25 protein-coding genes are annotated in these 23,797 nt (G+C 39.7%); 9 read left to right on the forward strand and 16 right to left on the reverse strand.

The genetic code is table 11. The features are described from left to right. Positions 1-51 precede the first annotated feature (51 nt). Complete coding sequence (locus EAX61_RS12920; RefSeq protein WP_121918119.1) at positions 52-558, forward strand: nuclear transport factor 2 family protein; 507 nt, start codon at positions 52-54, stop codon at positions 556-558. Here EAX61_RS12920 and EAX61_RS12925 read toward each other — a convergent pair whose 3' ends face one another. The 7 genes from EAX61_RS12925 to EAX61_RS12955 all read right to left on the reverse strand — a co-directional run bounded on the left by EAX61_RS12925 (position 559) and on the right by EAX61_RS12955 (position 6,575). After that, entirely contained in the window at positions 559-1,290 is a 732-nt protein-coding gene (locus EAX61_RS12925; protein ID WP_121918120.1) for a DUF3575 domain-containing protein, read from the reverse strand. It lies immediately after the preceding gene. Positions 1,291-1,409: 119 nt separating this feature from the next. Continuing rightward, a complete protein-coding gene (locus EAX61_RS12930) occupies positions 1,410-2,855 on the reverse strand; it encodes an L-serine ammonia-lyase (protein WP_121918121.1) in 1,446 nt (481 codons plus the stop codon). Then, positions 2,839-3,372, reverse strand: a complete 534-nt coding sequence (locus tag EAX61_RS12935; protein WP_121918122.1) for a GNAT family N-acetyltransferase — start codon at positions 3,370-3,372, stop codon at positions 2,839-2,841. The genes EAX61_RS12930 and EAX61_RS12935 overlap by 17 nt, the downstream gene beginning before the upstream one ends. 23 nt (positions 3,373-3,395) lie before the next feature. Continuing rightward, on the reverse strand, positions 3,396-4,061 hold the full coding sequence (locus tag EAX61_RS12940; protein WP_161555232.1) for a CPBP family intramembrane glutamic endopeptidase: 666 nt from the start codon (positions 4,059-4,061) through the stop codon (positions 3,396-3,398). A 166-nt stretch (positions 4,062-4,227) separates the two neighbouring features. Further along, positions 4,228-4,512, reverse strand: coding sequence for a hypothetical protein (locus tag EAX61_RS12945; RefSeq protein ID WP_121918124.1), 285 nt, complete (start codon positions 4,510-4,512; stop codon positions 4,228-4,230). Positions 4,513-4,599: 87 nt separating this feature from the next. Then, complete coding sequence (locus EAX61_RS12950; protein ID WP_121918125.1) at positions 4,600-5,277, reverse strand: Crp/Fnr family transcriptional regulator; 678 nt, start codon at positions 5,275-5,277, stop codon at positions 4,600-4,602. A 68-nt stretch (positions 5,278-5,345) separates the two neighbouring features. Beyond that, positions 5,346-6,575, reverse strand: a complete 1,230-nt coding sequence (locus tag EAX61_RS12955; protein ID WP_161555233.1) for an acyloxyacyl hydrolase — start codon at positions 6,573-6,575, stop codon at positions 5,346-5,348. A gap of 442 nt (positions 6,576-7,017) precedes the next feature. Between EAX61_RS12955 and dnaK the strand changes: the two genes are divergently transcribed. After that, positions 7,018-8,922, forward strand: a complete 1,905-nt coding sequence (dnaK, locus tag EAX61_RS12960) for a molecular chaperone DnaK (protein ID WP_121918127.1) — start codon at positions 7,018-7,020, stop codon at positions 8,920-8,922. A 151-nt stretch (positions 8,923-9,073) separates the two neighbouring features. On the opposite strand, the gene EAX61_RS12965 is transcribed toward dnaK, so the two are convergent. The 3 genes from EAX61_RS12965 to EAX61_RS12975 are packed head-to-tail and all read right to left on the reverse strand — an operon-like array spanning position 9,074 to position 10,880. After that, on the reverse strand, positions 9,074-9,715 hold the full coding sequence (locus tag EAX61_RS12965) for an alpha/beta hydrolase (RefSeq protein ID WP_121918128.1): 642 nt from the start codon (positions 9,713-9,715) through the stop codon (positions 9,074-9,076). Continuing rightward, positions 9,716-10,288 carry a GNAT family N-acetyltransferase gene (locus EAX61_RS12970; RefSeq protein ID WP_121918147.1) on the reverse strand — a complete coding sequence of 191 codons (573 nt, stop codon included), beginning with the start codon at positions 10,286-10,288 and terminating at the stop codon, positions 9,716-9,718. 58 nt (positions 10,289-10,346) lie between these two features. Continuing rightward, positions 10,347-10,880, reverse strand: coding sequence for a hypothetical protein (locus EAX61_RS12975; RefSeq protein ID WP_121918129.1), 534 nt, complete (start codon positions 10,878-10,880; stop codon positions 10,347-10,349). Between the two features lie 79 nt (positions 10,881-10,959). Between EAX61_RS12975 and EAX61_RS12980 the strand changes: the two genes are divergently transcribed. The 5 genes from EAX61_RS12980 (at position 10,960) to EAX61_RS13000 (ending at position 16,116) form a co-directional block, all read left to right on the forward strand. Beyond that, entirely contained in the window at positions 10,960-11,382 is a 423-nt protein-coding gene (locus EAX61_RS12980) for a PaaI family thioesterase (protein ID WP_121918130.1), read from the forward strand. Continuing rightward, positions 11,382-12,500 carry a chorismate-binding protein gene (locus tag EAX61_RS12985; protein ID WP_121918131.1) on the forward strand — a complete coding sequence of 373 codons (1,119 nt, stop codon included), beginning with the start codon at positions 11,382-11,384 and terminating at the stop codon, positions 12,498-12,500. Before EAX61_RS12980 ends, EAX61_RS12985 begins: the two co-directional genes overlap by 1 nt. Before the next feature lie 52 nt (positions 12,501-12,552). After that, positions 12,553-14,271 (forward strand): 2-succinyl-5-enolpyruvyl-6-hydroxy-3-cyclohexene-1-carboxylic-acid synthase, encoded by a 1,719-nt coding sequence (gene menD / locus EAX61_RS12990; RefSeq protein ID WP_121918132.1) that lies wholly within the window; start codon positions 12,553-12,555, stop codon positions 14,269-14,271. 77 nt (positions 14,272-14,348) lie between these two features. Then, on the forward strand, positions 14,349-14,690 hold the full coding sequence (locus EAX61_RS12995; protein WP_121918133.1) for a DUF2853 family protein: 342 nt from the start codon (positions 14,349-14,351) through the stop codon (positions 14,688-14,690). Between the two features lie 592 nt (positions 14,691-15,282). Beyond that, positions 15,283-16,116 carry a CvfB family protein gene (locus EAX61_RS13000; protein WP_121918134.1) on the forward strand — a complete coding sequence of 278 codons (834 nt, stop codon included), beginning with the start codon at positions 15,283-15,285 and terminating at the stop codon, positions 16,114-16,116. A 61-nt stretch (positions 16,117-16,177) separates the two neighbouring features. Here the strand turns inward: EAX61_RS13000 and EAX61_RS13005 are convergent, their stop codons facing one another. From EAX61_RS13005 to EAX61_RS13015, 3 genes are all read right to left on the reverse strand, one after another. After that, positions 16,178-16,609, reverse strand: a complete 432-nt coding sequence (locus tag EAX61_RS13005) for a hypothetical protein (RefSeq protein WP_121918135.1) — start codon at positions 16,607-16,609, stop codon at positions 16,178-16,180. Positions 16,610-16,680: 71 nt separating this feature from the next. Next, entirely contained in the window at positions 16,681-17,091 is a 411-nt protein-coding gene (locus EAX61_RS13010) for a hypothetical protein (protein WP_121918136.1), read from the reverse strand. Positions 17,092-17,230: 139 nt separating this feature from the next. After that, positions 17,231-18,364, reverse strand: coding sequence for a C1 family peptidase (locus EAX61_RS13015; RefSeq protein WP_121918137.1), 1,134 nt, complete (start codon positions 18,362-18,364; stop codon positions 17,231-17,233). Positions 18,365-18,409: 45 nt separating this feature from the next. Between EAX61_RS13015 and EAX61_RS13020 the strand changes: the two genes are divergently transcribed. Next, the gene (locus tag EAX61_RS13020; protein WP_121918138.1) at positions 18,410-19,249 is read left to right on the forward strand and encodes a 1,4-dihydroxy-2-naphthoyl-CoA synthase; all 840 of its coding nucleotides are present in this window, start codon (positions 18,410-18,412) and stop codon (positions 19,247-19,249) included. Here the strand turns inward: EAX61_RS13020 and EAX61_RS13025 are convergent. From EAX61_RS13025 to EAX61_RS13035, 3 genes are all read right to left on the reverse strand, one after another. Then, a complete protein-coding gene (locus EAX61_RS13025; protein ID WP_147448376.1) occupies positions 19,246-20,172 on the reverse strand; it encodes a hypothetical protein in 927 nt (308 codons plus the stop codon). The genes EAX61_RS13020 and EAX61_RS13025 overlap by 4 nt on opposite strands. Next, on the reverse strand, positions 20,172-21,512 hold the full coding sequence (locus EAX61_RS13030) for an MBOAT family O-acyltransferase (protein WP_121918140.1): 1,341 nt from the start codon (positions 21,510-21,512) through the stop codon (positions 20,172-20,174). The genes EAX61_RS13025 and EAX61_RS13030 overlap by 1 nt, the downstream gene beginning before the upstream one ends. Positions 21,513-21,685: 173 nt before the next feature. Then, on the reverse strand, positions 21,686-22,774 hold the full coding sequence (locus EAX61_RS13035; RefSeq protein ID WP_121918141.1) for a M42 family metallopeptidase: 1,089 nt from the start codon (positions 22,772-22,774) through the stop codon (positions 21,686-21,688). Positions 22,775-22,881: 107 nt separating this feature from the next. On the opposite strand from EAX61_RS13035, the gene EAX61_RS13040 reads away from it, so the two are divergent. Next, positions 22,882-23,574, forward strand: coding sequence for a DUF4294 domain-containing protein (locus EAX61_RS13040; protein ID WP_121918142.1), 693 nt, complete (start codon positions 22,882-22,884; stop codon positions 23,572-23,574). Positions 23,575-23,797: the final 223 nt, after the last annotated feature.

Here is a 23,797-nt window from a genome sequence, read left to right on the forward strand (position 1 = left end):
TTTTCTGACACAAAAATAGTAAATTAGATACCTATACTTAAACTTCTGGCGATGAGACTTAAATACTTAATTATTCCTATGGTTGTAGTGTTTGCTTTGTTCGCTTTCGCGAAAGCGGAACACACGTCATCATTTCAAGTCCAAACGGCCGAGAACGAGCAAGAAGTCCAGAAAGTTATTGAAACTTTTTTTGAAGGATTTCACAAGCAGGACTCGACTTTAATCAAAAAAGTGGTACACGAGAATGTGATGATGCAATCTATAGGAAAAGATAAATTAGGGGAGGTTGAGTTGAGCAAGCAAGACTTTGGTACATTTCTTTCCTCTATATGTGCCATCCCTGAAACCACTCATTTTGAGGAGCGCATCGCAAGCTACGAAATTAAGATGGATGGAAAAATGGCAAATGTCTGGACGCCATATGCCTTTTATATTAATGGTAACTTAAGTCATTGTGGTACAAACAGTTTTCAGCTCTTTAAACGCAATGGAGTCTGGAAAATCTTTTATATCGTAGATACTCGCGACCGTGAGGGGTGTGGTAAGATGCGAGGCTAATTAGTTAAACTTATAAATAAGCTGAAAATCAAGATTAAGTTCAAATCCTAAGCGAGAGCCCTCTCTGTCGTAACCGCTTATGATAAATCCGTCTGTATCAAATTGGTCAATTCTAGGATTTACTACATTAGTAAAAGAATTATCCTTAAAGCGTATTCCTGCGCCTATCGTCGTGCGTAAGGCTAACCTACTCGAGAAATTGATATATTCTCCATAATTAATTACAGCGCCGTATTTTGTTCTCTCAAAATCTGCTCGGTCGTAACGTATAAGTTCTATAGTGCCACCTTGATCATTTACAGGTTCAAACCTGCTGTTGCGTAGGGTTTCTCTATTTGATATGTAAAAGGTTTCAAGCCCCAGAAAATGTTGAAAACGACCTCGTTTTCCGAGATTGTAAATGAATTCTGGTCTAATTTCCCAGAGAAAATAATCTTCTTTATATGGATACGTAAGTGCGTTTGTTCCGATTCCTACAGAAGCTCCTACGGCAAATTTTTCATTAAGAGATTTTACATAGCCTATATTTATTCTAGGCGTATCTGTGGGCAAAAGGGAAACTAAATTTAATGAGATATAATCGTTTACGGGTAAGCTCTGCAGGCTGTCTTTTCTGGCTCTTCTAGCTTCTCTTAATTCAATTCTGAGTTCTTTAGGAGTTTGTGCTTGAAGCTCCATAAAAATGGGCGTAAGTAAAATCAGGACCAGAAGTATAATTGACTTTTTGTGCATAGTGGCTATTATTTATTTCATCTGTTAGATGGATGAAACAATTTTAGGTTGCGTTTTCCTAAAGGCAAAAGAGTGAAGTTTACACAATGATAATATAGGGACTAATAAACAACTGATTATTAGCAATCTGACATTCCGACATTTATTGCAAGTCCACCTTCTGAGGTTTCTTTATACTTTGTATTCATATCGAGTGCTGTTTGCCACATCGTATCTATGACCTTGTCTAAGGGAACTTTTGCATTTGCGGCATCTCCGTCTAGTGCCATTTCACAAGCGTTTATTGCTTTTATGGCTCCCATTGCGTTGCGCTCGATGCAAGGTATTTGCACGAGCCCGCCTATAGGGTCACAGGTGAGCCCTAGGTGATGTTCCATAGCAATCTCACTAGCCATAAGAACTTGTTCTGGTGATCCTCCCATAAGTTCTGTGAGTGCTCCAGCTGCCATTGCGCTCGAGACACCTATCTCTGCCTGACAACCTCCCATTGCGGCACTTATGGTTGCTCCTTTTTTGAAAAGGCTTCCTATCTCGCCAGCGGTGAGTAGAAATCTTTTAATGTCATTAAAATTAGCATCGTGATTTTCAATCACCATATAGTACATCATCACGGCTGGGATTACGCCCGCACTCCCGTTTGTGGGAGCAGTCACAACTCTTCCTAAAGATGCATTTACCTCATTTACAGCAAGGGCAAAGCAGGAGACCCATTTTAATATTTCGCGAAAGCGGACTTCCGTTCCTCGTATGGCTTCTACCCACTCATACTTATCTGCATAGGCTTTACCCTTTTGTAGTTTGAGGTGCGTATCATAAGCACGACGACGCACATTGAGCCCTCCAGGGAGTGTGCCCTCTGTGTGGCAACCTACGTACATAGAATCCAGCATCACATCCCAGATTTGCTCTAGGCGTTCATCGATATCTTCTTTAGTATTGAGGTAGAGCTCGTTCTCGTAAACGATTTCTGAGATGGACTTGTTCTCTTGTTTGCAATATTTGAGTAAATCTGTTGCTTTCTCAATGGGGCGCGGGAAGCACTCAAATTCTATTTTCTTACGCGCAGCGCGCTCGCGCTCTTCTTGCACGACAAAGCCACCGCCTATACTGTAAAAGGTTTCTCTAGTCGTTTTGCCACCAATTAAGGTTGCTTTAAAACGAATCCCGTTGGGATGAAAATCGAGAAATTTACGGTTAAAGATGATTTGTGTTTCTGGATCAAAATCTATGAAGCGCTCGCCGTCTAGGTGTACCTTCTTTTGGGTCTTAATTTTGGCAACTTCTAAAGGTATTTGTGCGATGTCGCAGGTTTGTGGGTCTGCGCCTGTGAGTCCCATTATAACTGCGACATCTGTAGCGTGACCTTTTCCAGTAAGTGATAATGAACCGTATAAATTTACTTCGATGGATTGTACGAGGTCAAAACGTTTTTTCTCCTTGAGCTTGCTTATAAAGCGTCGCGCGGCGCGCCAAGGTCCTAGGGTGTGCGAGCTAGATGGTCCCACGCCTATCTTAAGCATATCAAAAACGCTTATAGCCTCTATTTTTTTAGTCGGTGCGCTCATAGGTTAAGTTTTTACGCATAATATAATCGGTTTGTGGGTCTGTCCCGATGACATAAATATGAGTGTCTATTTTCTCATATCCGCACCGCTGGTACAACCGTATAGCGTTAGGATTGCGCTCCCAAACGCCTAACCAAAGATACTGCATATCTCTTTCCCTTGCATAGTTTTCGGCAAAATCGAGCAGTTGTTTTCCTATGCCTTTTCTTTGGTGTTTTGCGTCTACATAAATACGTTCAAGTTCGGCGCTTATGTTGGTTTTGTATTCGTTTTGGGCGATTTCTGTATTGATTTTAAGGTAGCCTACGTGCTGGTCACGGTAGTACGCAAAAAAGAAGTGGCAGTCGGGATTGGATAGTTCTCTTTGTAGTTGCGCTTTCGCGAAAGCGTACTCCAAGTACATTTCCAGATCGGCAGGATTGTTATCCTGATGAAACGCTTCATAAAAAGTACGCCGGCCGAAAGTTGCCAAAAGGTCAAGCTGTGTCTTCTTTATAGGAACTATTTTAAGCTTCATCTGTGTGAATGTAGCAAAACTGCTTATCTCGCCCAAATCATAATTAACACTACCACCCCATTATTAAGGGCGTGTAGGGCGATAGACCAGATGAGATGTTTGTTCCTGAGCTTGAGTAATCCCATCATCCATCCCGAAAGGATACGAGGAACAATGAGCATAAAAAGTGCCAGGTCTACTGCAAATTCGTCCACATAATTATTGATGTGTACAAGACCAAAGATGAGTGACGTTATGACTAATACTGCCCAAGCCTGCCTCTCTAAAAAGTTGCGCAGTCGTAATGTTTTTCTCTCAGGAATACCTTGTATTAACAGGTAATACACCGTAAACAGAAATACCGCAATAAAAACAATTTTTACCACCCAATGTACATCCACGGGAATAAACCGATTTACGTAAAAAATGGGCCAAGCTGTGATGAATAACATCAGGTCGTTATGCGAGGGACGAATCAAGGTGCGAAACATCATCTCTTCTATAATGGGTGCAAATATCACCGCCAATACAAATAATTGTAACGGACTCTCATCCAGCAATTTCTTAAGGAAGGTTTGCTCGTAATCCTCGTTCTTGAATTCAGGATAATAGGTTGCTAAAATCCCAAAAGCAATGGCAAACAATATGTAGAGTCCCCAGAGTTTAAAGTAGAAGGAAAAGAGGCGTTTGAGTTTTGTATTGTCTTGCAAGAAATGGTTTTGAGGATAAGACGGTAAAGATATTTAGTTGTTACGGATTTTTATGGATTTAAGTGAAGTTCTAAAAAATAAGAGCCTCCCGAGGGAGACTCTTATTGATAACTTTTACATAAAACGTCTTAAGAGCATCTCAAAAAAGACGTCGTTTTATTAAGGTTTAAAAAATGAGATTACCTAAAATAATGAGTACGTTAACCACCGTACTGATGGTGAGTAAACCGAAAATTAAACTTGGTTTTTGTACAGTAATGATGGAACCATTATGAATGCTACAAACAACTACCGTGAGAAACACAAGCAACATTTGTAAAAATGAGTGCCCGTGCATTAATGTTGTCATTATAGCGATTGAGCCTAAACAGGTAGAGAGTAAAATCCCTAATGAGGAATATCCTAAACTATTTTTGCTGAATTCTTGCGAAAGGTGAGAGTACGTTGTCATAACACTTGCTTTTTTGATTATGGTACAAATGTATGGAGGTGTCTCAGGGAGAAATATGACAATTGTCAGGTTTTGGGCAATTGACTTTTATTCTAGTGCCTTCAGTCCTTCGAGGTCCAGAATTTTGATGCGCTTTGCTTGCGTTTCTATAAATCCCTTCTTTTTAAAAGTTGCGATATGGCGTATGCAGGATTCTGTCGCTGTACCTATAACGCTGGCTAGATCTTCTCTTGTGAGTGATAGACTAAGAAAGCCATCACGGTCTTCGCCCGCTTGTGACTTGAGATGGAGGAGGGTATGGGCTAGTCGCTGGGTCACGGTTTTTGATGCAAAGTCTATAGTGCTGTTTTCTGAATTTTTTAAATCCTGAGCGAGCTGTTGCAGGAGTTCCTTTGTGAACGCAGGATTAGTGTAGATTTTGGCAGTAATTTCTTTTTTAGGTATAAAACACACATCCATATCCTCGAGGGCGGTGGCGCTTAGGTTTGCTTTTTCTTCGGCGATTAGGGAACGTTTTCCTAGGACCTCGCCAGAGCCGGCAATTTTTACGATTTGATCCTTTCCGTTTTCTTGGAGTTTTGAAAGTTTTGAAGCTCCAGAGCGTACGCAGAAAACACCATCTAGCGATTCATTCTCATCAAAGATCTTCTCTCCTTTTTTGATACGTCGCTCCGTTTTTGAATCAGAGATTGCCTTGAGCTCATCTTTTGATAAAGCTTTAAGGGCGTTTAACTGGCGAATGATACAATTCTCGCAACGGGACATTTATTAAGATTAAGGGTGATTTTAGAATACAAGTTACAAAACGGAAATTTTAGAATTCTTAACAGTATTTAGTTTCTCTTCCTAAAATTCCAATTATAAACATATCCTAGTCCAATTTCTGAAAAATCTGCTTGGCCTCCGTTACCATTTATAAACGCACCGATGTACATATTGTGTTTTGGAACATTTTCCGTTGCTTTGAGATAATATTTGATTCCTAATCTTGTAGTAAGAAGTTTTTTTAATTTGTACTCGCTATCAAATTCGCCAAATATCCAATAATCTGGTGGGTCACGAGGTATAAATTCCCAACCTCCATTAATACGCCAGTCTATGTCGTATCCTGGTTTGTGAAAATTGAAACCCGTAAGGATTTCAATACCTATGTGATTTAAGAGCAATTCAAATTTTACAAAAGCTCCATAATTTGTCGCATTATGCCACGGTTGCTTAGTATAGCTGTTAAATTCTTCGTTTTCGCGAACTAAAAACTCGCCGTTTTTTATGTAATCGTAGTAATGTTCATAATACCTATAAAAACCGCCAATTCCGATACTCATTACTTTATTAAAAACAAGACCATATTCCCCAGAAAGTGAATACACCCCTTTTTTATCATCTAGCGGGAAACTATCGCCTAGCGCATTGAGACCCAGTCCTAAACGTGCGCTTAAGTAGTGGTATATACTTCGCTCCCGCATAATAGGAATTGTTGCAACCGTATTCTTCTCTTTTGACTTGATAGCAGCAGCGAGACTTAGATGGAAGGTGTTGATACCATCATTAGGCAATCGCGTGTGCCCATTGCTATGATGCATAGCGCCTAGGCCTATACTATAATCAACACGGTTTTTTTCCAGAAATGTATATTGCAACACAGCTCTATTAGACCAAGTGATATCAGTACTAATGGAGCGATTTTCTATATTATCTTCAATGTCAAATTTATTAGTAAAATAGGAAGCTCCGTACCCTAACTGGAGCGACCACCTCCTAAGTCTCTTACTTTTTAATACCATAAACCCCATTGCCGAGAAAGCATATCCTCTACTGGAACTATTGAAGTCTGTAACTCCTACATTTATTCCAGTATGAGATACAGGAGACCAGTATTCCCAGGCGCTACTATTTGGAATTGGCTTTTTAGAAAAACTAACCATTACCTGTCTTTGGAAGATACTACTTTTAAGAAAGCCGCTAGATTGAGCTTCTGTTCCTAATGATATTTCTGGTGCAATGGTTAACCCTTCTTGACCGTAGGATGAACCGCCTTTAAATATACATATAGTAAAAATCAAAAATAGGATTTGAAAATGTCTAGAAGGTAAATTCATCTTTTGTTTAACGAAATATTTCTTGGGTAACAACGTAATCTGCAAGATAATGGAAATTGAGAAAGAGATTACAATTGGAGTTTTAATATGTTTCCGCTTTCGCGAAAGCGTAATAAAAAACTTAAGAATACGCATCGTTTGAACTTTCGAGAAAGCGAAAACAATGACCTCATTTCATATTTTGATATACTTGGTAGTTTCGATACGATTTTAACCTACGCTATTGCTATGGTTAAAATTAATTAACCATTATCTGTAATTTTTTCGTTTTCGCTTTAGCTTTTCCTAGATAGCTATCGGAGTCGAATTCGATTTCAATTGTGACACCTTGTCATACTTTTCCTGCTGGCACATTCCTTGACTTATGATAATCGTAAAAATTTTATAACACTTAAATACATATATAATGAGTAAGATAATAGGAATTGACTTGGGTACTACCAACTCGTGCGTTGCCGTAATGGAAGGTAACGAACCAACGGTAATCCCTAATGCAGAAGGAAAAAGAACAACTCCATCTGTCATCGCTTTTGTAGAAGGAGGTGAGATTAAAGTAGGAGATCCTGCAAAAAGACAAGCAGTTACTAACCCAACAAAAACGGTTGCATCTATTAAGCGTTTTATGGGAAACAAGTACAGCGAGAGTTCGAAAGAGGCAGATCGTAGTGCTTATAAAGTAGTAAAAGGTGACAACGATACGCCACGTGTGGATATCGATGGTCGTTTATATACACCTCAAGAATTATCTGCAATGGTGCTTCAAAAAATGAAGAAAACTGCAGAGGATTATCTTGGACAAGACGTTTCTAGAGCCGTAATTACGGTTCCTGCATACTTTAATGACAGTCAGCGTCAGGCAACGAAAGAAGCCGGGGAGATTGCTGGACTTAAAGTAGAGCGTATCATTAATGAGCCTACCGCTGCTGCATTAGCTTATGGACTAGATAAAAAAGATACCGATCAGAAGATTGTGGTTTTTGACTTCGGAGGAGGAACACACGATGTATCTATCCTTGAGTTAGGAGATGGTGTTTTTGAAGTACTTTCTACAGACGGAGATACACATTTAGGAGGAGATGACGTAGACCAGAAAATCATTAACTGGCTTGCAGAGGAGTTCTTAAAAGATGAAGATATGGATCTTCGTAAAGACCCTATGGCATTACAGCGTCTTAAAGAAGCTGCAGAAAAAGCTAAAATTGAGCTTTCATCTTCTACACAAACGGAAATTAATCTTCCTTATGTGACTGCTACTGCTTCTGGACCTAAGCACTTGGTTCGTACATTGAGCCGTGCAAAGTTCGAAGCGTTAATTGACGATTTAGTTAAAAGAACAATTGAGCCTTGCCAGACAGCACTTAAAGCTGCTGGGTTGAGCACAGGAGATATAGACGAGATTATTCTTGTAGGTGGATCTACTCGTATTCCTGCTGTACAGGAAGCGGTAGAGAAGTTCTTCGGGAAAGCACCGTCTAAAGGTGTAAACCCTGATGAGGTTGTGGCCGTAGGTGCTGCAATTCAAGGTGGAGTACTTACTGGAGATGTAAAAGATGTTTTACTTCTTGATGTAACACCACTTTCTCTAGGAATTGAAACTATGGGTAACGTATTTACAAAGCTTATCGAGGCAAATACGACTATCCCTACTAAGAAGTCACAGGTATTCTCTACCGCGGCAGATAATCAACCAAGTGTTGATATCCACGTGCTACAAGGAGAGCGTCCTATGGCAGCAGATAATAAGACAATAGGTCGTTTCCAACTTACGGATATCCCACCAGCACAGCGTGGCGTACCGCAAATTGAAGTGACTTTTGATATTGATGCAAACGGAATTATCAAAGTAAGTGCTGTAGATAAAGCTACTGGAAAGTCTCAAGATATCCGTATCGAGGCTTCATCTGGACTTTCTGAAGAGGAAATTGCAAAAATGAAAGCAGAGGCAGAAGCAAATGCTGAGTCTGATGCAAAAGCAAAAGCTACTGCAGACAAGATAAACGAAGCAGATGCAATGATTTTCCAAACGGAGAAGCAGTTAAAGGAATTTGGTGATAAGCTTTCTGATGAGAAGAAGAAGCCTATCGAAGATGCGCTTGCAGAATTAAAAACAGCGTACGAAACGAAGTCTGTAGATGCAATCACTCCGGCTCTTGATAAAATCAATGAAGCTTGGAAAGTAGCCTCTGAAGAGATGTACAAAGCACAAGCCGAAGCTCAAGGTGGCGCACAGCCAGGACCAGATGCAGGAGCACAGCCAGAGGGTAATGCAAGTGCAGATGTTGAGGATGTAGACTTTGAAGAAGTAAAATAAGCAGAGAACCGCTTTCGCGAAAGCGAAAACGCGTGAATCGCTTACCCCGACGTAGGTCGGGGTCCTTAAGACGATAATTTACATATTATAATTAAATCCCCGCAACTTAGGTTGTGGGGATTTTTTTGTGCGCTTTCGCGAAAGCGTACATCTATATAGTAATTAGAAAATCAGCATTCACCTCGTGCACCCCATCAAAAACTTCCACTTGTAGTCTATTTCCAAATAAAGAATTCCCTTTAATCTGTTGCTCCGTTTTACGAGCTTCGGTTATATATTCATCTTTGTTGCCGTAGAGGTAGGTAACGGGAGCTTCTGGAGATAGGAAATGAAAATCGCTAGGTTCCAATTCTTGAGGAATGGCGCCAGAGTGGAGTAGGAGGTAATCACATTGTATTTTCCTAAATGCCATCCAGCGGGTAACGATGGAAACGCCTTGAGAATAGCCCATAAATATGAGTCTTACGTTTTGGCCCTTCCATTTTGAACTTTCGGTGTGCCATACGGCGTCCATATAATTGTAGATATTTTCCTTTTCGAGGTCTGTATTTTCTTTGGTGAGCCAGCTAGCGCCTACATACTTAAACTTTTTATCTTGGTAGTATTTACTGGGAGCTTGGGGTGCGATGATATAGTTTTCTTCTGGGTCAAGATCTTTAAAATACTTAATGAAGTATTTACTCAAATATCCCATTCCGTGAAAAGCCAGCCATACTGTTGTAGTCTTTTCTGAATATGTATTTAGGGTTGTGTAGGAATTTGTATGATTGTAGGAGACTTGATTCTCTTGCATTTAAAGATCTTTAAATTTTGTCGCTTTTATTTCTGGCCATTCTTCTCTTAGGATGCCGTAGCAACAAGAGCTACGACGGATACCAGATTTTGTAATAATGTCCTTGCGTAGGATTCCTTCAAGGGTGGCACCTATTTTTTCGACTGCTTTTCGGGATTGGGTATTGCGCTCATCGATGCGAAACTCCACTTTCTCAAAGCTCAATTTTTCAAAAGCATAACGTAACATCAGGAATTTAATATGCTGGTTAAGTCCACTACCTCGAAAGTCTTTTCCCAACCACGTCCATCCTATATGAACGGTTTTATTCTTTCGGTCTATATTTCCAAAACGTGTGCACCCAGCAAAACTGCTATATTTTTTATCGAAGATGATGAAGGGAAGGGATAGGCCCTCTTCCCTTTTTGCGAAAGCGTCATTCATATACTTACGCAATTTATCTGGCGAAGAAATGTCTGAAGCGCCATATTTGTGAAGATCCACTTGCTTAGATAATGGGAGTAAATCTGGAAAGTGAAAGGTCTCAAGCGCCAAAAGACGCGCGCGATCGTTCTGTAAGATTTTTGCTTTCATAAAAAAAGGATGCTTGTATAAAAATACAAACATCCTCTGAGCTTTAGTCTATTTGGTATTAAATACCTAGGATTTTTGCATCCACTCTAAAAACTGTACGTATGTCTATATTGTGGTCTTCGTCTATGAAACCGTCTGTTGTGGTCATCGTGCGCAGTGTGTAACTGTCTGCCTTAATATATTCCTTGAGTTCGACGTTGTCCGTTTCCAGCTCGACACGACGTGCACCATTTTCAGGAAGGTCTGTTGCAGTCGCAATGGCAACTTCAGGAAGACCCTCTGCACGTATGAAGATGGTAATATCGTTTATAAAATTGAAGTTTCCGTCTTCTGGAGTCCTGAGATTAAGCGTGAGCGTTTTAAGTTTAATACTCTCGATGAGATCCTTGTTCGTGTCATTATTTTCAAACTCCTCTTCGGAGTTTGTTGTGACCTCCGGAGTGATGATATCAATAGGCACATCAAGAACTGTTGATGCTTGGATGGTATAATTTGTTGTGTAATCGAGGTCAAATTTTGTGAGCTCATCTACCGCGTCGCAACTTGTAATGGCAACTGTAATTAATACTAATAAAAGTGTCTTTTTAAACATAATGATGGGGTTTTGTCTTCTATATTAACGAAATTTGAAAGTAGAAAGTTTTCTCAAAAACCTTGTTTAACGTGAGTTTATGAAATTAAGTAGAGAAGAAATTTTAGACCGCCTTGCCGCCAGTTGTAAAAACACCTTGATGGAGACGCTGGAGATTAAGTATATCGATTTTGGCGAAGATTTTTTAACAGCGAGTATGCCTGTTACACCTAGAGTACATCAACCAGACGGAGTATTGCATGGTGGTGCGATGGTGGCACTGGCAGAGAGTGTGGGAAGTGCCGCAAGTTTTATGTTTCTTGATAATAAAGAGATGTTTGTGCGTGGTATAGAAATTAGTGCAAACCACATTAAGAGTAAAGTCGATGGAATGGTCTATGCCAAGGCCACATTTATACATAAGGGAAGAACCACTCAGATCTGGAATATTGATGTGGTAGATGAGGAAGACAATCTTATTTCAAAATGTAAACTCACAACGATTGCATTGCCTAGAAAATAATGGACGCTCCAGAGGTTTTTGAACATATTGCAACTCATTTTGACGAGGCACTTCCCTTTGTGGCGTATCGCAAACCCAATGAGAAGGACCTTAAAGTTTTTCTGCAAGAAGATGACACTTTAAACACCACGACAGATTATGATGAGAGTGGTTTTGTGTTTGCTCCTTTTGATACCGCTTTCGCGGAAGCTATTTTAATCCCGGATACAACTGCTATAACCGTTTCGCTTTCAGAGTTGAGTTTTGAAAATGGCGAGCCTCATCATACCCACTCAAATCCGGCCGACCAACAGCGCCATATTGCCCTTGTAAAAAATGGGATTTCATATATAAAGAAGAGTGGGGTGAAGAAGATAGTGCTTTCGCGAAAGCAAACTATTAATCACGCTTATGAGCACCCAATTGCCATTTTTAAGAGATTATTACACGCGTATCCCACTGCTTTTGCATACTGCTGGTATCATCCAAAAGTTGGACTATGGCTGGGCGCAACACCAGAAACCTTACTTTCTATAAGCAATCGAAAGTTTCATACGATGGCGCTCGCGGGAACACAACCATACAAGGATACGTTGAGCGTATCTTGGGGAACTAAAGAAATACAAGAACAGCAATTTGTCACAGATGCTATTGTCCAAAATCTTAAACCTATTCTTAGTGATATTAAGGTCACCCCAGCGCAAACTCATCGCGCGGGAAGTCTTTTGCACTTAAAAACAGATATTTCCGCTCCATTTAAAAGCACTGAAACTTCGCTCAAAACAATTATAGAAGCACTTCATCCTACACCAGCTGTGTGTGGACTACCTCGAAGCGAGGCAAAAGATTTTATACTTAAAAATGAAGTTTATGAGCGTAACTATTACACAGGATTTTTAGGAGAACTCAATCTCCAAGTAACGCGCAAGCGTTCAACTCATCGTCGTAACATGGAAAACCTCGCCTATGGGAGTATACAGAAGGAAAGCCATCTCTTTGTAAATCTGCGCTGCATGGAGATAGATGCAAAAGGTGCACAAATCTATGTAGGAGGAGGAATAACAGAACAAAGTAATCCAGAAGCAGAGTGGCAGGAAACGGTAGACAAGCTCAGTACAATGCTACGCGTTTTAGGATAATTCTCATTTCCGAATTCCGAATTCAGATTTAGCTTGTATTTTTACATAGTAAATGAAACACTCTAAAATACCCGTTGCCCAGTCCATCGTAAGCCTATGTCTCAGTAAAGGTATAGACCGAGTGGTAATTTCACCAGGATCTCGAAATGCTCCATTAACTATTGAGTTTACAAAAAATGACTCTATACAGTCATACAGTATTGTAGATGAGCGTTGTGCAGCTTTTTTTGCACTCGGAATGGCGCAACAATTGCGTAAACCTGTGGCTATTGTTTGTACCTCTGGAAGCGCACTTCTAAATTACTATCCCGCAATCGCCGAAGCTTTTTACAGCGATATCCCACTAGTGGTTTTAAGTGCAGACAGACCTGTGGAACGCATTGACATAGGGGACGGTCAAACCATTAGACAGAAAAATGTCTTCGAAAATCACATCCTCTTTTCGGCCAACTTATATTCTGAAGTTGTTCCTAGCGATGTGGTTGTTGATAAAAGAGTGGCGACCAAATTACAGGAGAGCAGGCGACACAATGAGCAAGAAATAAATAAAGCACTAAATACTGCTATTGAGGACTGTGGTCCCGTTCATATAAATGTTCCATTTTATGAGCCACTGTATGAAATGACAGATGAGACTGCACCGGCTCCCATACATATTTTTCCTAAAATTTCTGAAAAAACACTTACTGACTCTGAGCTTGCTTCCTATCAAAATACTTGGAACAATGCCAGAAAGAAGATTGTCCTCGTGGGAGTTTTGGCTCCAGATAGTTTGGAGCAACAGTATATAAACATACTTGCTGCAGACCCGAGCGTGATTGTATTTACAGAAACAACTTCAAATTTACATCACGACAATTTCTTTACGCGTATTGATAATATCGTAGGTGCGCTGGACGATGATGGCTTTAGAGCTTTGCAACCTGAGGTACTACTGACTTTTGGAGGAATGGTAATTTCTAAGAAAATTAAAAACTTCTTACGTAATTACCAACCACAGCATCATTGGCACGTGGATCCCAAAAAAGCCTACGATACGTATTTCTGTCTCAATAGGCATTTTGAGGTTTCGCCCAACACATTTTTTAAAGCTTTTTTCTCTGGAACTAAAAAGGTAAAGAGTGACTTTCAAGAAGACTGGTTGGCTATCCGGACCTACCGCGATGTATTACATAATAAGTACATAAGCGAGATGCCTTGGTGTGACTTTAAGGCATTTGACGCTGTACTTTCGGCGATTCCAGATGGCACTTTGTTACAAGTGGGTAATAGCAGTGCCATACGATATGCACAACTTTTTGACCTCAATAAAACCTTGCCTGTGTATTGTAATCGTGGGACTAGCGGTATTGACGGCAGTACAAGCACAGCAATAGGAGCGGCAATAGCACAAGATAAGCCTACGACCCTTATCACCGGTGAGCTCAGTTTTCTATACGACAGTAATGCGCTGTGGAACAGCCATATCCCCAAAGATTTTAAGATTATCGTGATTAATAATAGTGGCGGAGGCATCTTCCGCATCTTGCCTAATCGGGATAAGGACACCGATACCTTTGACGAATACTTTGAAACAACGCATAACCTTTCGGCCGTGCAATTATGTGCGATGTATGGATTTAATTACCTGAAAGCAGAAAATGAGGAGGAGTGCGCTTTCGCGAAAGCGGCACTTTACAAATCAAACGAGCAACCCACCTTGTTAGAGATTTTTACGCCACGCACGGTAAATGACGCCGTATTGCTGGAGTACTTTGAATTTATCAAATAAATTTTAACGAAAGTTTATTTTTTCTTTTATCTTTAAGGACACAATTAAGTCGAATCAACAATTATAACTTCAGAACTATGAGCAAAAGAGATGACCTTATCGCAAAGTATGCGGACGATCTTAAAAACAAATGCGGAATGACTCCAGACATGGACTTCCTTACCAAAGTAACAATAGGCTGCGGTCCTTCAATCTATAATGCAGATGCTGCGACAGTTTCTGGAAGTGATCAAAGTGAGCTGGATACGGTTAAAAATAACTTTTTAATCAAAAAATTAGGTCTTAAAGATAGCGCAGATCTTGACAAAGCAATAGCTTCTGTAATGGATACTTACGGAAAATCAAATAGAAACAAATACCGCCCAGTGGTATATTATATGCTTGCTAAGCATTTTAAAAAGGAATCTGTTTATAAATAGTAAACCGATAATTAACCAACCAAAGAAAAAACGCTTTAGTCTAACTAAAGCGTTTTTTTATGAATGCGCGCCAACTTTTACAAGCGTAGCGCAGTAAAAGATGAGCAGCGAATTCATCCCGCTGCATAGCGGGATATCTTTAATGGTTATGCGCGCCAACTTTTACAAGCGTAGCGCAGTAAAAGATGAGCAGCGAATTCATCCCGCTGCATAGCGGGATATTTTTAATGGTTCTGCGCGCCAACTTTTACAAGCGTAGTGCAGTAAAAAATGGCGCTCATTCATCCCGCTGCATAGCGGGATATTTTTAATGGTTCTGCGCACCACTTTTTACAAGCGTAGTGCAGTAAAAAATGGCGCTCATTCATCCCGCTGCATAGCGGGATATTTTTAATGGTTCTGCGCACCACTTTTTACAAGCGTAGCGCAGTACAAGGTGAGCAGCGAATTCATCCCGCTACATAGCGGGATCCTTCAACTTTCATTGCTTTTTAACTTCATTACTTCTACAAGAACCCGTACTGCTGGACGATGCATATTTAGACAGTAAATTGTTTTAGTAATCGTATTTTTGCACTAAATAATTAAATAGATGCTTAAAATAGGAGAACACCAGATAATGCGTATAGATAGGGAGACAGAGCCTGGCCTTTTTCTTTCTAATGAAGAAGGGGATGATGTCCTGTTACCTAATAAATATGTCCCAGCCGAATATAAAATATGGGATGAACTCAATGTCTTTGTATATCTAGACCACGAAGAACGACCAGTTGCTACACTTTTAGAGCCATTTATTTTGCTCAATAGTTTTGGATATTTGCGTTGTACAACGGTTTCAAAAATAGGAGCGTTCCTAGATTGGGGACTCGAGAAAGAATTATTTGTTCCTTTTGCACAGCAGGCGAGACCTATGAAAGTGGGAAGCTACTATATCGTTTATATGTATCTGGATGAAAAGACCAATAGACTTGTAGCGACAAGTAAAACCATTAAGTATCTAAATAATGACAAGCTTACTGTTGAAAAATTTGACAAAGTTGATATTATCATTTCTCATATAACGGACCGTGGCGCAAATGCCATTGTAAATGGAAAGCACAAGGGCCTGATTTATAAAGAAGATATCTTTGAGGATATCCGTACCGGCGATAAACTGGAAGGATGGGTCAAGAAAATACGCCCTGATGGAAAATTAGACATAGTGTTACAAGAAGAGGGTTATCGTAGTATCGAGCCTAATGCCCAATACATATATGATGAACTAAAGGCTAATGATGGTTTCTTGGCATTGCACGACAAAAGTGCTCCAGAAGATATTCAAGCCCAACTCGGACTGAGCAAGAAAAGTTTTAAGAAAGCCATAGGCACGCTTTACAGAGATAGAAAAATCCTTATAAAGGAAGATGGTCTCCATCTCACGGAGTAGTATAAAACAAACAAGGCGCAAATCATAATTTGCGCCTTGTTTGTTTTTGTAACGTTATTTCCTAATTTCCAGATCTCGCGGCGTAAATTGCCGTGCAATAAGCATCTGCTATGTTACCTCTTATCGCCGGTTTGTAGGCAATATTTTTCACACCTTTTATATTGTCATCTTTTCCAAAAGCATAAATTTCTTTTGAGTTTAAAGAAGGCACTCTCTTATAGTAATCTTCCTGGGTTTCATATCTTACTACTGATGCACGGCTCTCTTCATAAATCATAGGTCCAGAGTATTGTTGCGTCTGTTCCTGAAAAAGCGGGCGCAAGTCAAAACGCGATTGAAAGGTTTCTTCTTTAAAATTTAATTTCAAAAGACGCTCTGGAGCATCATTCATTGCTACAGCTGTAATTTTAAATCCAATACGTGCAAAGTCTTGTGTCTGACTAAAAAGTGAAGACGTAAATATTAATACTAAAGCTGTAAGAAATGTTTTCATAAACAATGATGTGCAATCGTTTTTGATAAAGATATCAAATAATACAGCACTACAGCCTCGTTACTATAACATTAACAGGCTAGTTTAGAACTGGTGATGTAATCTAATGCTTGCCCCAGATTATTAAATACTTCTAACTCAAATGGCCAGAAATTACGCTCAAACTGAGCAGATAGTTGACCTAATTCGTTGTGGTGTACAATAGCTAGTCTAGGTTTATTAGGAATCAAGTCTTTTAAACGAGGTAAATCGGTAGGGACAAGAGAGTACGTATGAACGCGGTTTGAGATGTAACCAAATGTGGGCTTGTTCCCAAAATGTGATAGGACTATAGAGAGCAATATATCACAAGCCTTGTAATCTAAATTGACTCCTTCAACAATTTCTGAGACCATGAAGTTATCATAAATAGTAAATTTACCAATGTCTAGATTATAAACAGTATCTACTTTTTCCTCAGTACTAAAATGCTCGATATACATAAACTATATTTTTATGCTACAAATGTAGTGTCGTAGTCTAACTTGCAATAAATCAGTATGTAATCGGTTTTTTCGATAACGTTGTAGTGCATTTGAGTTAATCTATTGTGCAGTTTATCGATAGTAATGCCTGAATTTTTTAAAAATTTATTTTTTTTGATGTATCCTTGGCAAGACCATTCTTATGCAGGAGCACAGAAATCGCCTTTAGTTTTATGTAAGGAACACTCATGTAGACATAGCCATCATATTTGGTACGCCCAGGGTCTGTACCCCAAGAATTTTTTACCTTATAATAGATATTTCCGTTCTGGTCTTTTGCTTTTCCCGTAATATGCATCAGGTGATCATCTGTAGTATCGTAATTCTCAAATGCGTCTTGACGATATTGCTGGCTAATCTCCCTTTCAGGTTCTGGGCCTAAGACTGCAATCTTTTTGTTCTCATCATTTTCAGGAATTACAGCAACTCCGTGTTTTGAAGAAAATGTAGGCTCGCTCACATCGCAATCTAAAGTTACGGTAAACCCTTTTTTAAGAGCGTTGTCAATATTGTCAACAAATTCTTCTATCGGCACATTATACATCATTCCGTTTGAAAAGTTATCTGGAATGTTCAAGATAAATGATTCATAAAAAGGAGCGTGCGTAAAGGAAGTAAGTGTGATATAGTCACTAGCTTCTATTTTCATTGTCGAGGCAAACTCGTGAGGAGTGTAAGATTTGCCTTCATAGGTAAATTGAGTTAAGTTCTTTCCCAGATAGGTGTCGAGTACACTACTCACGGCTGTTTTCCATTTCTTGCTCAGCTGGCGACCGGGGTTTGTGATGTAAGCATCTAGCATTGCTTTTACAACCGCGACCATTTCGGCGTGATTGTGTTTATTTTCGGTAGGCGCAAGTCCCGTGTAGGCGTCCACAGGAACGAGCCCGTGTGTTTTTACACTATTGATTACATCGTGGGCGAGACCGCCTTCAGAGAACTGTGCTTTGCCCTGGCGCATCACATAATTTTCGGCTTTAATGGGATAGGTGTTCCTTACGGTATACATTTCAGACAGGTCTACACTTTTACCTGTAAGCCTTATGATTTCGCTTTCAAGAAATGATGAGGTAGAGAAACTCCAACACGTTCCTGTGACTCCTTGACTGATTACCGGGGTGGTTTCTAGGTTTATAATATCGGTAAAAATATAAGGAGCGGTGGTTTCTTGTGCGTAGTCCGCTTTCGCGAAAGCAAAAACAGCAACCATACAAAGCAGTAATCTTTTCATTTCTATGAATATTTAATACATTATTTTTGCTAAAAATAGCATTTTATGAGTCACGCCGAATGGAAAACTGCCAAAGAATATACAGACATCACTTACCAAAAATCCAATGGTGTCGCCCGTATCGCGTTTAATAGACCCGATGTGCGCAATGCATTTCGCCCAAAGACTACGAGCGAATTATACGACGCATTTTATGATGCAAATGAGGATACCAGTATAGGAGTAGTCCTACTTTCGGCAGAAGGTCCTTCTTCTAAGGATGGGGTATATAGTTTTTGTTCTGGTGGAGACCAGAATGCCCGTGGTAAAGAGGGATATGTAGGAGAAGATGGCTACCACAGACTCAATATTTTAGAAGTGCAACGACTTATACGTTTTATGCCTAAGGCTGTTATCGCAGTTGTTCCAGGATGGGCAGTAGGAGGTGGGCATAGCTTGCACGTGGTGTGTGATCTCACACTTGCGAGTAAGGAACACGCTATTTTTAAACAGACAGATGCAGATGTGACAAGCTTTGACGGAGGGTACGGAAGCGCGTATCTCGCCAAAATGGTGGGCCAGAAAAAAGCACGTGAAATTTTCTTTTTGGGAAGAAATTACTCTGCTCAAGAAGCTTACGAGATGGGAATGGTAAACGCCGTAATCCCGCACGCAGAATTAGAAGCAACAGCTTACGAATGGGCGCAAGAAATTCTTGCGAAATCTCCTATCTCTATAAAAATGCTCAAGTTTGCAATGAACCTTACAGATGATGGAATGGTGGGACAACAGGTTTTTGCAGGGGAAGCCACACGACTAGCATATATGACGGAGGAAGCGCAAGAAGGAAGAAACGCATTTCTAGAAAAGCGCAAGCCTAACTTTGAGAAAAAATGGATTCCTTAATTCAAGTTTTTAATAACCTTATTAAGTGATTGAGTAAATATTTCGGCTCCGCTCGAGTTGAGGTGGTTGTGGTTTGCAAAATCCTGAAGCTCATAACCTTCTGCGTTTTCTTTATCTAGTATAGTAAAATCATATTCCTTTTGTAAAGTATTTAAAATACTATCCCTGCGCGCTACCATTTTAGGGTTTCGAGCCTTGAGATGTTTTTGCGTTACCGGTGTCAAAGCGACGACTATCCGGATGTCTTTTTGAGAGCAGAATTCTAAAATTTGTTTTAGGTGTTTTAAATTCTGAAACCTATAGGATTCATTCTCATAGTTGCGAATGCTCAATGGTATATTCTGGATTGCGATGGGTTGGTAGTCCGCTTTCGCGAAAGCGGAACCCGCTTCACTACGAGCGTATCCAAACATATTATAATCAGGCCGTATTTTGTCAATATAATATCTCTCTATCTGGTCTGTATAATAACTAGGATTGCTTAAAAACAATAATTTGTCCTTGAAATAGGTGCTTCTATCCCAATTATTCACACCGTAATAATAAAAATACCCACGGTTTTTCCAATAGTTAGTAGGGTTAGGACGGGTATCAAGATGCGCAAAAGTCATAGGAATCACTACTGTAGTTAACCGCGGAAGGCGAGGAGATAGTTGTGAGAGAAGTGCGAAGTCGGTACGATAATCTTGATGACCAGAGGCAAGATTTATTGCAGACGCATCTAGATATTCTGGATTTACGGCAGATTGATTTTGGGATGCTCCGAGCACTAAAACTTCTATCAAGTCTTCTTGTTCATTTAAATAGTTGCTAATAACACGCTGACTGTTTTTAATATCACGGGTCAGATATTCTATACCCGTATAGATAAGCACAACTGGCACTAAAAACAATAGACAATATGAGACGTACTTTTTAATCATTAAAATTGAAAGTAAATGAATTCTTCCTGCGGTCCACCGTAGCGTATGATGAGAAATACTAACCCATAATATACTAACCAGCGCACGGGTTTTTTATAATGAGATTCTAGTTGCTGGAGCGGGTGATCCTTTGTTCTGGTCAAATATTCTGCAAGCAGTAAAATTCCTAGGACTCCTATTTTCCAGCCTATCACAAGATCAAAACCATCTATATCCCACGAAGTAAACATCCTCATTATCATTTCCCAAGCCGATGCAATATCTGCCGATCTAAAAAATATCATCCCTATAATAAGCATCAAAATAAAGTGAGTACGACCTATTATCGGGTTCTTAAATAAAAAGCTACGTACATTTTTCTTTGTCCCGTTTACTTTTATAGGAATGGATTCAAACCAAAGTATAAGCGCCTGACTAATTCCAAAAAGCAAAAACGTCCAGTTTGCCCCGTGCCAGAAACCCATAAGTGTCATTGTGAGCATAAGCGCGTTAAAACGGTTAATCTGTGTACGTTTTTTATTTTGTAAAAATGGAACGTAAACATAATCCCTAAACCATTTAGACAGCGTGATGTGCCATCTATCCCAGAAACTTGAGACATTCTTAACGAGATAGGGAAGTTTAAAATTAATACTCAACTCAAAGCCGAACATTTTTGCCGTCCCGCGCGCTATATCCGTATATCCAGAAAAATCACAATACATCTGGAAGAAAAACAGCAACGCACCATAAATGATTTCTGGACTTGAGAAGTTTTCTGGATGAGCATAAATGGCAAAGACAGCAACGGCGAGATTATCTGCCACGACCATCTTTTTAAAGAGCCCCCATAATATAAGGCGCAATCCTTCGGTGGCATATTGATAGTTAAACTTTCGTCTGTTTGCAAACTGTGGGAGCAACCTAGAAGCTCTTTCGATGGGCCCCGCCACGAGTTGCGGGAAGAAGCTTACAAAACATAAAAATTGAAGCAAATTGTCTGAAGCAGAAATTTTTCCTTTATACACATCTACCGTATAACTTATGGTCTGGAAGGTATAGAAGCTCAACCCAACAGGAACCAGAATATTAAGTGTGGTAAAAGTGTTCTCCGGAATATCGAAAAGCATTTTTAAATTGTCCAGAAAGAAATTATAATATTTGAAAATAAACAGTACGCCCAGGTTCCAAATCAGGCTGGTATATAATATGTAGGTCGCTTGTTTATCTTTTTTACGCTTTCGCGAAAGCGTAATTAATCTGCCCGCACCATAATCTACAATAGAGCTCAAGAAAATCAATATAAGAAACCTCCAGTCCCAAACACCATAAAAGAAATAGCTCGCTCCGAGAATGAGCATATTTTGCGCTCGCAATCGTGATGGTCCTATGGCCCAATAGAGCAAAAAGACGATCGGGAGAAACAGGCCAAAATCAAAGGAGTTAAATAACAAGTGTTCCAATTTGGGTCGCAATATACCCCAAAACAAAAAAAGCCCGAAATGAATCGGGCTTTGTAATCAATTTTTAAACATCATTCGAAGTAACTAAAAGTCTCTCCGTCCTTAATTGTGAGTAACGTCTCATATATAAGTTTAATGACATTTTCCACATCATCGCGATGTACCATTTCCACGGTAGTATGCATATAACGTAGAGGTAAAGAGATTAAGGCACTCGCCACACCGCTACCACTATAGGCAAAAGCGTCTGTGTCCGTACCTGTAGCTCTGGATAGTGCCGCACGTTGGAAAGGGATTTTATTCTTTTCGGCAGTTTCTGTAATTCTATCACGTAGTTTTTGTTGTACGGCAGGAGCATAGGCTACAACAGGGCCTTTACCTATTTCTGCATGTCCTTGTTTTTTCATTTCTATCATCGGAGTGGTCGTGTCGTGTGTTACATCTGTCACGATGGCAACATTGGGCTTGATGCGCTCTGCGATCATCTGTGCCCCGCGTAGACCTATTTCCTCCTGAACAGAGTTTGTGATGTACAGCCCAAATGGTAATTTTTTCTTGTTCTCTTTTAATAAACGCGCTACTTGTGCAATCATAAACCCACCTGCACGGTTATCAATTGCGCGACATACAAATTTATCGGAATTGAGTATATGGAAAGAATCTGGGTAGGTAATCACACATCCTACGTGAACACCCATTTTTTCTACTTCAGCTTTGTCCTTTGCACCTATGTCTATAAATATATTATCAGGTTTGGGAGCTTCTTCCTTTGATTTGTTACGAGTATGAATCGCTGGCCAGCCAAAAACACCTTTTACAATACCGTCTTTAGTATGTATATCTACAATTTTAGAAGGGGCAATCTGGTGGTCACTACCACCGTTGCGTATTACATAAATGAGACCATTATCAGCGATGTAGTTAACATACCAAGAAATTTCATCTGCGTGTCCCTCTATAACAACTTTGTATTTTGCTTTTGGATTTATGACCGCGACTGCAGTTCCATAAGTATCTGTTATAAACTCATCTACGTATGGTTTCAGGTAATCCATCCATAATTTTTGACCATCCCATTCATAACCGGTTGGTGCAGCGTTGTTTAGATAACGCTCTAAGAAGTCGAGTGACTTTTTATCAAGAATACTTTTTTTTGCCATTGAATTAATTTTTTCTAAAAGTACATATATTATAGACAATGTCTTTTCGTTATGGGAGGAACAATGTTTAATTTTGGTATAGTTTTCGCTTAAAGCGAAAGAGAAAAATGCGTAATCAACTCCTGTATATAGTAACCTTCTTGCTTCCCTTTTTAGGAATTGCTCAAGACACCATTGTCTCTCCAGACAATAATGAGTATGAATACTATATTATACAAGGCGATACGATCCCTCGGGATTTCATCGGGCTTGAGGAAGTCATTATATTTAAAAAACTTAAGTTTGATGGTAAAGAGGATCGCCGTCGCTATCTAATTCTCCGTAGGAAGACCCGTAAGGTATATCCCTTTGCAAAACTCGCCTCAGAGCGGTTAACCGAACTTAACAATCGTCTGGATAGTATAGAAGGTAAGCGCGCAAAAAAGAAATACACAAAAATTATCCATAAATATCTCGAAGGAGAATTCTCAGACCAGCTCAAGAAGCTCACCCGTACAGAAGGTCAGATTCTTGTGAAGCTCATCCATAGACAAACTGGAGAGACCACATTTGATCTCGTAAAAAGACTGCGTAGTGGTTGGAAGGCATTTTGGTATAATACTACGGCTAGTATGTTTGATATTTCGCTGAAGGAAGAGTTTAACCCCAAGGAAGTCGAGGAGGACTATCTTATAGAAGATATTTTGCAACGATCATTTCAATCGGGTATTTTGAAAGCTCAGGAAACAGCTCTTGATTTCACCTATATAGAGTTGTCTAATAAATGGAAGGACTTGCCCATAGAGAAGAATAAGGAGTAATTCCATAATTTTAAATCCTTTTCCCCGCTTTCACGTAAGCCCTTTTAGGTTTTGTGAAGTTTATGTTTTTGTATCTTTCTGTGGTAGAGTCTTTTATGTTGTTGTTTATTTGGTTTTAAAAATTTCACATATTTTCTTTAGTTTTTGTCTTGTGGGGAATTAAATCTGTGTTATCTTTGCCGTCCGTTTTGGCGGGGATGTTCTTAAGTTTTGTGCTGTTGTT

This window comes from Dokdonia sinensis, from assembly GCF_003688895.1.
Taxonomy (GTDB): domain Bacteria; phylum Bacteroidota; class Bacteroidia; order Flavobacteriales; family Flavobacteriaceae; genus Dokdonia; species Dokdonia sinensis.

Bases quoted from the DNA above. Each gene is read 5' to 3' on its own strand.
- EAX61_RS13040 (WP_121918142.1), top strand. From the start codon at position 22,882: ATGCGTAATCAACTCCTGTATATAGTAACCTTCTTGCTTCCCTTTTTA.
- EAX61_RS12920 (WP_121918119.1), top strand. From the start codon at position 52: ATGAGACTTAAATACTTAATTATTCCTATGGTTGTAGTGTTTGCTTTG.
- EAX61_RS12950 (WP_121918125.1), bottom strand. From the start codon at position 5,277: ATGTCCCGTTGCGAGAATTGTATCATTCGCCAGTTAAACGCCCTTAAA.
- EAX61_RS12945 (WP_121918124.1), bottom strand. From the start codon at position 4,512: ATGACAACGTACTCTCACCTTTCGCAAGAATTCAGCAAAAATAGTTTA.
- EAX61_RS13010 (WP_121918136.1), bottom strand. From the start codon at position 17,091: ATGTATATCGAGCATTTTAGTACTGAGGAAAAAGTAGATACTGTTTAT.
- EAX61_RS13015 (WP_121918137.1), bottom strand. From the start codon at position 18,364: ATGAAAAGATTACTGCTTTGTATGGTTGCTGTTTTTGCTTTCGCGAAA.
- EAX61_RS12985 (WP_121918131.1), top strand. From the start codon at position 11,382: ATGGACGCTCCAGAGGTTTTTGAACATATTGCAACTCATTTTGACGAG.
- EAX61_RS12930 (WP_121918121.1), bottom strand. From the start codon at position 2,855: ATGAGCGCACCGACTAAAAAAATAGAGGCTATAAGCGTTTTTGATATG.
- EAX61_RS13035 (WP_121918141.1), bottom strand. From the start codon at position 22,774: ATGGCAAAAAAAAGTATTCTTGATAAAAAGTCACTCGACTTCTTAGAG.
- EAX61_RS12975 (WP_121918129.1), bottom strand. From the start codon at position 10,880: ATGTTTAAAAAGACACTTTTATTAGTATTAATTACAGTTGCCATTACA.
- EAX61_RS13020 (WP_121918138.1), top strand. From the start codon at position 18,410: ATGAGTCACGCCGAATGGAAAACTGCCAAAGAATATACAGACATCACT.
- menD (WP_121918132.1), top strand. From the start codon at position 12,553: ATGAAACACTCTAAAATACCCGTTGCCCAGTCCATCGTAAGCCTATGT.
- EAX61_RS13030 (WP_121918140.1), bottom strand. From the start codon at position 21,512: ATGCTCATTCTCGGAGCGAGCTATTTCTTTTATGGTGTTTGGGACTGG.
- dnaK (WP_121918127.1), top strand. From the start codon at position 7,018: ATGAGTAAGATAATAGGAATTGACTTGGGTACTACCAACTCGTGCGTT.
- EAX61_RS12970 (WP_121918147.1), bottom strand. From the start codon at position 10,288: ATGAAAGCAAAAATCTTACAGAACGATCGCGCGCGTCTTTTGGCGCTT.
- EAX61_RS12995 (WP_121918133.1), top strand. From the start codon at position 14,349: ATGAGCAAAAGAGATGACCTTATCGCAAAGTATGCGGACGATCTTAAA.
- EAX61_RS12965 (WP_121918128.1), bottom strand. From the start codon at position 9,715: ATGCAAGAGAATCAAGTCTCCTACAATCATACAAATTCCTACACAACC.
- EAX61_RS13000 (WP_121918134.1), top strand. From the start codon at position 15,283: ATGCTTAAAATAGGAGAACACCAGATAATGCGTATAGATAGGGAGACA.
- EAX61_RS12935 (WP_121918122.1), bottom strand. From the start codon at position 3,372: ATGAAGCTTAAAATAGTTCCTATAAAGAAGACACAGCTTGACCTTTTG.
- EAX61_RS13005 (WP_121918135.1), bottom strand. From the start codon at position 16,609: ATGAAAACATTTCTTACAGCTTTAGTATTAATATTTACGTCTTCACTT.
- EAX61_RS12925 (WP_121918120.1), bottom strand. From the start codon at position 1,290: ATGCACAAAAAGTCAATTATACTTCTGGTCCTGATTTTACTTACGCCC.
- EAX61_RS13025 (WP_147448376.1), bottom strand. From the start codon at position 20,172: ATGATTAAAAAGTACGTCTCATATTGTCTATTGTTTTTAGTGCCAGTT.
- EAX61_RS12980 (WP_121918130.1), top strand. From the start codon at position 10,960: ATGAAATTAAGTAGAGAAGAAATTTTAGACCGCCTTGCCGCCAGTTGT.